The 7,795-nt window shown below is 62.1% G+C and carries 9 protein-coding genes and 1 pseudogene; 3 read left to right on the forward strand and 7 right to left on the reverse strand.

What is annotated here, in order from left to right; genetic code table 11:
• Positions 1 to 17: 17 nt before the first annotated feature.
• Together RN629_RS12590 and RN629_RS12595 are read right to left on the reverse strand one after the other, a co-directional pair.
• Positions 18 to 2,045, reverse strand: coding sequence for a ParB/RepB/Spo0J family partition protein (locus RN629_RS12590; RefSeq protein WP_407035498.1), 2,028 nt, complete (start codon positions 2,043 to 2,045; stop codon positions 18 to 20).
• A 33-nt stretch (positions 2,046 to 2,078) separates the two neighbouring features.
• Positions 2,079 to 2,951: a DUF7146 domain-containing protein gene (locus RN629_RS12595; RefSeq protein WP_281124200.1), complete on the reverse strand. Its 873-nt coding sequence runs from the start codon at positions 2,949 to 2,951 to the stop codon at positions 2,079 to 2,081.
• Between the two features lie 309 nt (positions 2,952 to 3,260).
• On the opposite strand from RN629_RS12595, the gene RN629_RS12600 reads away from it, so the two are divergent.
• Complete coding sequence (locus RN629_RS12600; RefSeq protein ID WP_407035499.1) at positions 3,261 to 3,512, forward strand: hypothetical protein; 252 nt, start codon at positions 3,261 to 3,263, stop codon at positions 3,510 to 3,512.
• Positions 3,513 to 3,539: 27 nt separating this feature from the next.
• On the opposite strand, the gene RN629_RS12605 is transcribed toward RN629_RS12600, so the two are convergent.
• A complete protein-coding gene (locus RN629_RS12605) occupies positions 3,540 to 3,998 on the reverse strand; it encodes a sigma factor-like helix-turn-helix DNA-binding protein (protein ID WP_281124204.1) in 459 nt (152 codons plus the stop codon).
• A gap of 269 nt (positions 3,999 to 4,267) precedes the next feature.
• On the opposite strand from RN629_RS12605, the gene RN629_RS12610 reads away from it, so the two are divergent.
• Together RN629_RS12610 and RN629_RS12615 are read left to right on the forward strand one after the other, a co-directional pair.
• A complete protein-coding gene (locus RN629_RS12610) occupies positions 4,268 to 4,894 on the forward strand; it encodes an acyl-homoserine-lactone synthase (RefSeq protein WP_281124205.1) in 627 nt (208 codons plus the stop codon).
• A gap of 5 nt (positions 4,895 to 4,899) precedes the next feature.
• Positions 4,900 to 5,553 carry a phytanoyl-CoA dioxygenase family protein gene (locus RN629_RS12615; RefSeq protein ID WP_407035501.1) on the forward strand — a complete coding sequence of 218 codons (654 nt, stop codon included), beginning with the start codon at positions 4,900 to 4,902 and terminating at the stop codon, positions 5,551 to 5,553.
• Here the strand turns inward: RN629_RS12615 and RN629_RS12620 are convergent.
• The 4 genes and pseudogenes from RN629_RS12620 to RN629_RS12635 all read right to left on the reverse strand — a co-directional run.
• A pseudogene (locus tag RN629_RS12620) lies at positions 5,533 to 6,093 on the reverse strand (lasso peptide biosynthesis B2 protein); the annotation flags it as partial. The gene RN629_RS12615 and the pseudogene RN629_RS12620 sit on opposite strands and share 21 nt — an antisense overlap.
• Before the next feature lie 52 nt (positions 6,094 to 6,145).
• Entirely contained in the window at positions 6,146 to 6,280 is a 135-nt protein-coding gene (locus RN629_RS12625) for a benenodin family lasso peptide (protein WP_281124243.1), read from the reverse strand.
• Positions 6,281 to 6,453: 173 nt separating this feature from the next.
• Positions 6,454 to 7,080: a GntR family transcriptional regulator gene (locus tag RN629_RS12630; protein WP_281124245.1), complete on the reverse strand. Its 627-nt coding sequence runs from the start codon at positions 7,078 to 7,080 to the stop codon at positions 6,454 to 6,456.
• Between the two features lie 13 nt (positions 7,081 to 7,093).
• Positions 7,094 to 7,510 carry a helix-turn-helix transcriptional regulator gene (locus tag RN629_RS12635; protein WP_281124247.1) on the reverse strand — a complete coding sequence of 139 codons (417 nt, stop codon included), beginning with the start codon at positions 7,508 to 7,510 and terminating at the stop codon, positions 7,094 to 7,096.
• Between the last annotated feature and the right edge of the window lie 285 nt (positions 7,511 to 7,795).

The raw sequence follows: 7,795 nt of genomic DNA on the forward strand, positions 1-7,795 counted from the left end.
CGAAGCTGGCCGCCGGGTTAAGCGTCAGGCGGCGTCGGCGAGCGGCGCTGTGCATCGTGGGGCGCAGAGCCAACTGCCGGTTCGTCCGTGATCGTCTCGTCCGCCACGGTCTCGGTGCTGGCCGCAGCCGGATTGGCCGAGAAGCGCATACCGTCGGGGATCCACCGCACGGCCCTGGCCTTCACATCGGCCTCGACGATGATGTCGCCCGCGAACAGACGTTCGGCCGAGGCCGCGAGGTCGTGTTTCTTGCTCGCGCTGTAGCGTTGCTTGAGCTCGACTCCACCGACCTCTTCGAACAGACCCAGGATCGCCGGCTTGGTGATGCGGTCGAAATAGGCCCGCGCGGTCGGGCGCCACCACGTCGCGACGTCGATGGCGAGCTTGGCCCCAAGATGGTCGAGGAAGTCGCTGCCGGTCCTTCCGCTTGGAACCGCGTCGATCGTGCGGGCGATCGCCCAGCCCAGCCAGGCAGCGCGCTCAGCATCGTCGAGCGCGCAAAAGGCGTCGTAGCGTTGTTGGATCGTCTCGTGACCGATCCAGCTGCGATTGAGCGCCTTGTCGAGCTTGGTCCATTCGGCTGCGGCAGGCGTGCCGCTGTCAAATCCCTGGACACGCGGTGTCGGGCGGATCGCCCGAAGCTCGCTCGGAACGTCATCGCTGTCCATCGGTCGGGAGGCCGCCTCGACCATGATGAAGGTGCCGAGATCGAGCGCGAAGACCGGGTCGCTGGCGACATGGATGGCGATAAGCTCGGTCTTCATCGCCGCCAGCTCATCGGCGAGGCGCTGACTGATCACAGGCTTGGCATCGTTTGCGACGACGATTGCCTCGTCAGCTTCGGGGTCCCGCCCGGCGCCATCGTCCTGATCTTCCGCAGTATTCGGTTCAAGTGCGACATAGAGCTGCTCGTGGACGCGCGGGGAGCCGTCTGGACCGATGACGATATAGGCGACGGCTTCTGCCTTCTGCGTGTCGGTCAGGACCGGAGTGCGCTCGGTGATCGAGGCGAGTTCAGCTTCGAGGGCGTCGTTCCGCAATTCGTCATCTACACTGGGCGCATAACCTTCATCCTCGCGCGCTGAGGCGATCTCCTCGAGTTCGGCTTTGATCTCGGCCTGGCGCGTTTCCTGCTCGGGCGCGAGCGGCGGCAGGTCGCCACGAAGTGGCTGCAGCGCGTAGGTCTCGGTATAGGGAACGTGCGTCGCCGCAACGGCTCTTACTTCCTGAAAACCGTCACGCTCGCGAATGGTTTCGGCGGCTGCAGCGAGGGCTTCCTCCGCGAGAGCGTCAACAATCTGCGTGTCGAGCCAGCTTTCGCTGTCGGCGTCCGAGAACAGATCCTTATCGATTCGGCCGCCTGCGGCGAGATAGGCATCGCGGCCAACCAGCAGCGCGCGTGGATCGCTCGCCCTGTAACTGAACGACGCAAGCTGTCGGCGGATTTCGCTCACGTTGGAGCGATGATAGCCCTCGCCCATCTGCCTGAAAACAGCAGTCTGGCGTTCGGTGTCCGAGGTGGCGGCATACGCCATGGCGACGTCGAGGGTGATGGCGTTGGAGGCCAGCGCATCGAAGACGGGTTCGGCAAGGGCTGCGAGGCGCAACCGCCCGTGCACGAATTTTTCGGTCACGCCGAACCGTTTTGCGACATCGGCCGGGGTCTTGCCCTCGGTCTCGATGACATCCTGAAAGGCGCGGCAGGCCTCCGCGGGATTCATAGCCAGGCGGAAGAAGTTTTCGGCGAGGCTGATTTCGATCGCGTCCTTGGGGTCGGCGAGCGGCAGCACGGGTACAAGATAGTCGGCATCGAAAACGGCCTTGTCGATGAGCCGGTGCACGGCGTCGAGCCGGCGTCCGCCCGCGGTGATGCGATACTGACCCTTCTTGCGTGCGACGGGCACGCCGATGAGGTTCTGGATGATTCCTTTTTCGGCGATGTTCGCCTCGAGCTGTGCGTCGGCGACCGGATCGGTTGATTTGCGGACGTTGGTCGGCGACTTGGTGAGCTTCGATGCCGGTACCAGGATGGGTAGCTGGGACATGGATATTCTCCGAGGGCGAACGCGACCCGACCGTCAGGCCGCCTGCCGCCTCCGCCCCCCACCCCTCTCCCCTTCCCGTCGAAGGACATCGTTCCAGTCGTTCAGGCCGTGCCAGGGCCAGATCGTTTCGATCGTTCGTCCGGGCCTGGCATGGGCTTCGCGCGCGACAATCTCCGCGCGGCGACCCGGCCGATCATTGTCGGGCAGGAGTATCAGACGTTCTACGCCGGATGGGACCGCAATCCTGCCGAGCCGCTCATTGCCAAGAGCGGCCCAGACGGGGATGCCGAGCAGGATCATGGCGGAGAACGCGGTTTCAACGCCTTCCGCCAGGCCAAGGACGTCGGTGGCATCGGACAGCATGACGGCGCCGCGTGCCGGACGCCCCAGCATGCGACGGGGATTTTCAAGGTCCCGTGCCCGGCGCGCGAGCACCGTGTCCAGGAAGGTCCGCTGGACGGCTATCACGCGAGTGCCCTCCTGAACGGCGGCGAGCATTGCGGGGCGAAAGACGATCTGGCGCCGTGGCCCGAGCGGCGTGCGCGGGTGAAAGCGGAGCGCTGGCGAGACATGGCCGATCGCACGGTTCAGCAAATATCGCGCGACCGGCGTGTCCGTGATGGCGCGCGCGTCGTCCCAAAGGTCAGTGGCACGCGATCGCAGCCAGCCCTCATCAGCGGCTGGCGGTGGAAGGATTCCGGTCGCCGCCCCGCCTGAAGGTATCGGTCCAAGCCGAGTGATCGCGCGCAGGACATCGATCGTGTCGCAGCCCGCGAAGCATTTGAAGAGGAGGTCGGTGTCGCCGGTCCGCACCGAAAGACTTGGGTTTCGGTCCGGGTGCGCAGGGCAGCGGCACATGCCTTTGCCGCCAGTCCAGTGTCCGCCAAGATAACGGACAAGCGCCATGCCGCGTGCTTCCAGCTCCGCGCGGCCGGCAGTGCAATCAGTTGTGGGCATAGAGATGACTTTCGTCGGGTAATTCTCCGGGCGACGCGCAATAGATCGCGTGCGTCCGCTGCCCTCAAAAGGGCTTCTCCCAAAATGGGCACGAATTTATGATTGCCGTCTGGTCGATGAATTCAATCAACCATAGGATAACGATAAAGGACCTCGCTGACGCCGCGCTCGACGATCCTATCGGATCGGGGTGAGCGATTGTGTCGTGCGCCGAGGTACGAACATGCCAGTGGTGAAGGGAATGCGATGGGAAATGCCATGTCGATCGTTCGCGATGAAGAACTCGTGAGCGCAGCCGACCCTGCGGTGGTGAAGGCCGTGTCGTTGATGAGGGAAGCGCTGGAGATTCTCGATCGGGGCGGCGCGGGTCTGACGGCGTTTGCGTGTCATCTTTCGCTCGCGATCGACGTCGCCGAGCAGCGCCCCGTGCCCACGACCGAAGAGGAGTTCGAGGCGATGTGGGCCGAACTGCCCGCGCCGTTGTACGTCTGCTCTCGTCGCAAGATGTAAGGCCGACTCCTGGCGGGCTTAACGGCTTCAGAGCCTGCTCCAGGTTTCTCGCGTATCGAGAGCGGCGATCGCGGTGAGGATCGAACGGCGCACCTTGCGCGGGCTGACCCCAAGCAAGGATGCAATCTCCTGGACGCGTAATCCGTAGCTCGTAGCCAGGAAGAAGATCTGCCGAGCATCCGGGGACAGTCGAGCGAGTTTGTGGAGGCTATTGGAGATCGCCTCGAGCCGATCTTCGGGCACGTCGCCCTTTGGCACCAGCACCCAGACTCGTACCGCAAATCCGTCTGGATGGATCCTGGCTTCCGTCTCCAGCGGGTCGAAGACGATATTGTCGTGACCCGCGTAGCGTGACCTGGCCAGCGCCACGGCGGGGGGACCTAGCCGCGTGGATCTTTCGAGAAGGTGACGGCGCTGTGCGGCGCGCGTTTGCGGTACGACCGTGCGTCCCGCGCGCAGTCGTTCCCAGAGATGGCGGAAAGGCATGGACGAACTCCTGCAGGGATCGGCACCCAGATCAGCTTCGACAGCCTGTCGCTGATCCGAACGACTCGCCCCCTCGCCCTTCTCTCCCCTCCCGCCCGCATCGCGTCTGGCTGTAGCGCGAGATCAACCGTGACGGTCGACCCTGCACAGCCAGTGCCGGCGTGAATCGGCTGATTTCGCCCGGAAATGCGGTTCAACCCTCTACCTAGCCGGGTGCGCGCCGCCTGAAAATCGAACGAGATGGATCCCGTTGTAATCGGGAGCAAATCATGATTCAGATCTTTCGGGGCGCGCGGGCGCCCGGGTCCAGCGCGGTCCTCGATGCGATGCATCGCGATCGCAAACATGTCTTCGTCGATCTTCTGAAGTGGGACGTTCCGGTCGTCGACGGTTGCTTCGAGATGGACCAGTTCGATGACGAGCGAGCGATCTATCTGATCGCTGCGGATGAGAATGGAGCGCACCGTGGGTCGATCCGGCTTCTGTCGACCGATGGGCCGCATATTCTGGGGACGATCTTTCCGGAGCTGTGCGACGCAGCCGTGCCGCAGTCACCCGACATTTTCGAGATAAGCAGGGGATGTTTGTCGATGCGTCTGCGGGCGCCGGAGCGCTTGGTCGTGCGTAACGCGTTGACGACCGCGGCCGTCGAATACGCTCTCCTGCACGGAATCACGGCGTTTACCTGCATCGCCGACTCCGGCTGGCTCAGCCAGGTTTTGGCCCTCGGCTGGGATTGCTGGCCACTCGGCCTACCACAGAAGGTCGGTCGGAACCTGACGGGCGCGCTCAGGATCGACATTACCCCTGAGACGCCGCACCTGCTGCGCGATGCGGGCACCTATAGGTCCGCCCCGCTCTCGTTTGCAGATGCCGGAGAAAGGGTGCTGGCATGAACGAGATGACCACCGTCACCGCTGATCCGCTGCATTTCGGATTGGGCGAGCAGGCCGAAGCGTTGTGCACGCATGGCTATTGCGTGATCCAGAATGCCATGCCGGCTGCTATGGTGCGCGCACTGGCAGCTGACCTGGAGCCGGTGCTCGACGCCACGAAGCTTTCGGTCGGTCCCTTTTATGGTGACACGACCAAGCGCTTTCATGGGCTCTTGCGCCGTAGCGCACATATGGCCGCGTTCGTTCAGCACAAGACAGTGCTTTCGACAGTCGAGGCGATCCTGGGCCGTCATTGCGATACGATCCAACTCAACCTCACCCAGGCGATCGAGATTCTGCCGGGAGGCGAGGCCCAGCCGCCGCACCGTGACCAGGACATGTGGCCCGTTCGCACCGAGGGGGTTGAATATCTCATCAATGTGATGTGGCCGTTCTCGCCGTACACTGCCGAAAATGGTGCGACCATCGTCTGGCCGGGAAGTCACCTGCGACAGAATGAGATTGTGATCGACGCGGCCGAAGGCGTCAGCATCGAGATGAAGCCAGGCGCAGCGCTCCTGTTCCTCGGATCGACCCTCGAATCTGTCGTTGAGCACGGTCTGTCTGTGCTGAACCCAACAATGAGCCCGGAATGGCCGCGATGCTACACCGATGACTAAGTTCACGTTTACGCCACGCGCTAGAAGGACGCGCGCCATGGCGATTGAGCGAGGGAGGCATCGATCGCGGGCGGAGACCCATCGACCCATCACGGCAAAGCTACCGACCGCGTCCCGGATTGCGTGGGCCGCATCAACCCTTTGGCTCGACCTGGTCTTTAACACGCGGAGCCTAGTCACCAGTTGATCAAGTCGAACGAATCGCAACTGCGCCTCGGCGCGCGCCATGGCAAGCAACGTCGTAGCGAGCGCGAGGAACGTCGTGTGCGGTGAGAGATCGTCGAGTATACTGTCGGCGGCCAGAAATGCTGGCGCACATGGATCGAGTCCTTCGTCACGCGCGCCATTGGTGATCACGCCAAGCTTGAGGAGGGCGTTCATACCGTCGTCATTCGCCAAAGAGTCTGACCCCAGCATTGCTTGGAACGCCTGATCGACTTTTGACGGAAGGGCAAAATAGCGGTTTGCGCGCAAGTCGAGAAACACCACGCGATCCCCTGACAGACAAAAATGAAGATCTTCTCGAAGCTGGAAGCCCATTGAGTTCCTCCGTGCAATGCCGGCGCGCGGGTGCCCGCGCGCCGGTGATCGCTCAATCGTCGGACAGACCCCCGCCCTGCGACAGACCGACGGTGTCGCCCAGCGGAGCGATGTTGCCCTTGGTTTCCTTGGTCACCGACCCGAGATCGACGAGCCCGCCTTCGAGCTGATTTTCCACGCGTTCCATGACTGACTCCTTGCATTCACCGCGGATTTGCGGTGCAAGAAATTTAGTCGGCGGATCCAATATACCCGATCTTATATGTGCCCGGTTTGGGAGTTTATAAGGTTCCCGATGCCGGAGCAGCCTGCAGCGCCGGTAGCTGGCCGAAAATACTATTCAAATGAACGATTTCGCGATCACAGCGGTCGGCTAAGCTCCTTGATCAGAGCCGGAACGCGGCGCAATCTCCGCCGATGATATGCCCAAATGGCGTCACGAACGGCCGACTCTCGACCAGACGCGGTCACGGTCCAGACCGCGCGGAGCTCCTCCACGCGGTCTTTGATGACGGTCTCACGTAATCGAGTCGCGTAGAGTCGGTCCCCTACCCTCTCTATGGTTAAGGCGTGCTGCGCATTGCGGGAACCCTCGGCGAGACGGAAGAAGAGCTCGGTCGTCGCGTCGGCGATCGCGTTTGTATTTGTCGGGTCGAGTGCGTCCAGAATGGTCGACATGTCGATGCTGATGCTGGGGCTTGAGCGATGTTTGATCGCGAGACGCAGGACCTGGCCGTGCCAGACATAAAGATCCCTGAGACCGTCTTCGGAAAGGGTCGGAATCTGAAACCCCCCGCCATGATGTGCCTCGATAAGCCCCTCCCCCACCAGCCGGTGCATTGCATCACGCACTGGCGCGATGCTGGTTCCGAATTCTTCCGCAATCGCCTGAGCATTGAGTGTCGTGCCCGGAGGATAGCGGCCGCCAACGACTGCGCGCCGCAGGCCTGCGTAGACCCTTTCAGACGTAACCGCTTCGGGCGCCATTTCGCACCTGGCCTCAACGATCGTCGTCGGAGGGCGGCCTCGCGATCGCTGGGCGCAATTGGCTCGCGATCGAGTCGACATAATAGTCGCCTATGCACCTGATACAGTGCTGTTCGAGGGCGGCGATGTCGTCGAGAAGTAGTTGTCGTGGAAACGCCATCTTATGATCCATGAACATCAGCGGGATCAGGAAATAGGAGGCTGGAAGCCCCACGCCGGAAGCGCAGCGAAGATGATCCTCGATTGAGGATTTCGGATTGCCCGACTCGATCTCGCGCAGCCAGCGCACGCCGATGCCGACATCGGAGGCGAGCTGCTCCTGCGTCTTCCGTTCTTTCCGTCTCCGCTCTTCGATGCACTTTCCCGAGATCACCTTGATCTGCGCAAGGACAGTCGCATCTCCAATGCTGGATGTGCTTTGAAGCGACACGTGCAGGTTCTCCCTGACTGTTGCTCAAAGCTCCCTTTGCACAGTTCGACAGGGCGGAAACTGGTGTTAAATATGCCCGCGGTCAAATCCAATCGTTTCCAAATTGGAAGACGGCGAGGGTCGCAACACTGGAAGTGCGTTTGCTTAACTAACTTGGATACCGTTAATTTTTCTTTGCCCGTCCTGGTCTCTGGCCGGCGACGCGGCGATAAGCCTCGGCGAGGTCTTTATCTTCCGCGGTTCGGAATGAAGCAAGGCCGACTATGTAAAGCTTGCCCACTGGAG

Source organism: Facivitalis istanbulensis (assembly GCF_040560405.1).
Classification (GTDB): Bacteria; Pseudomonadota; Alphaproteobacteria; order Sphingomonadales; family Sphingomonadaceae; genus Sphingomonas; species Sphingomonas istanbulensis.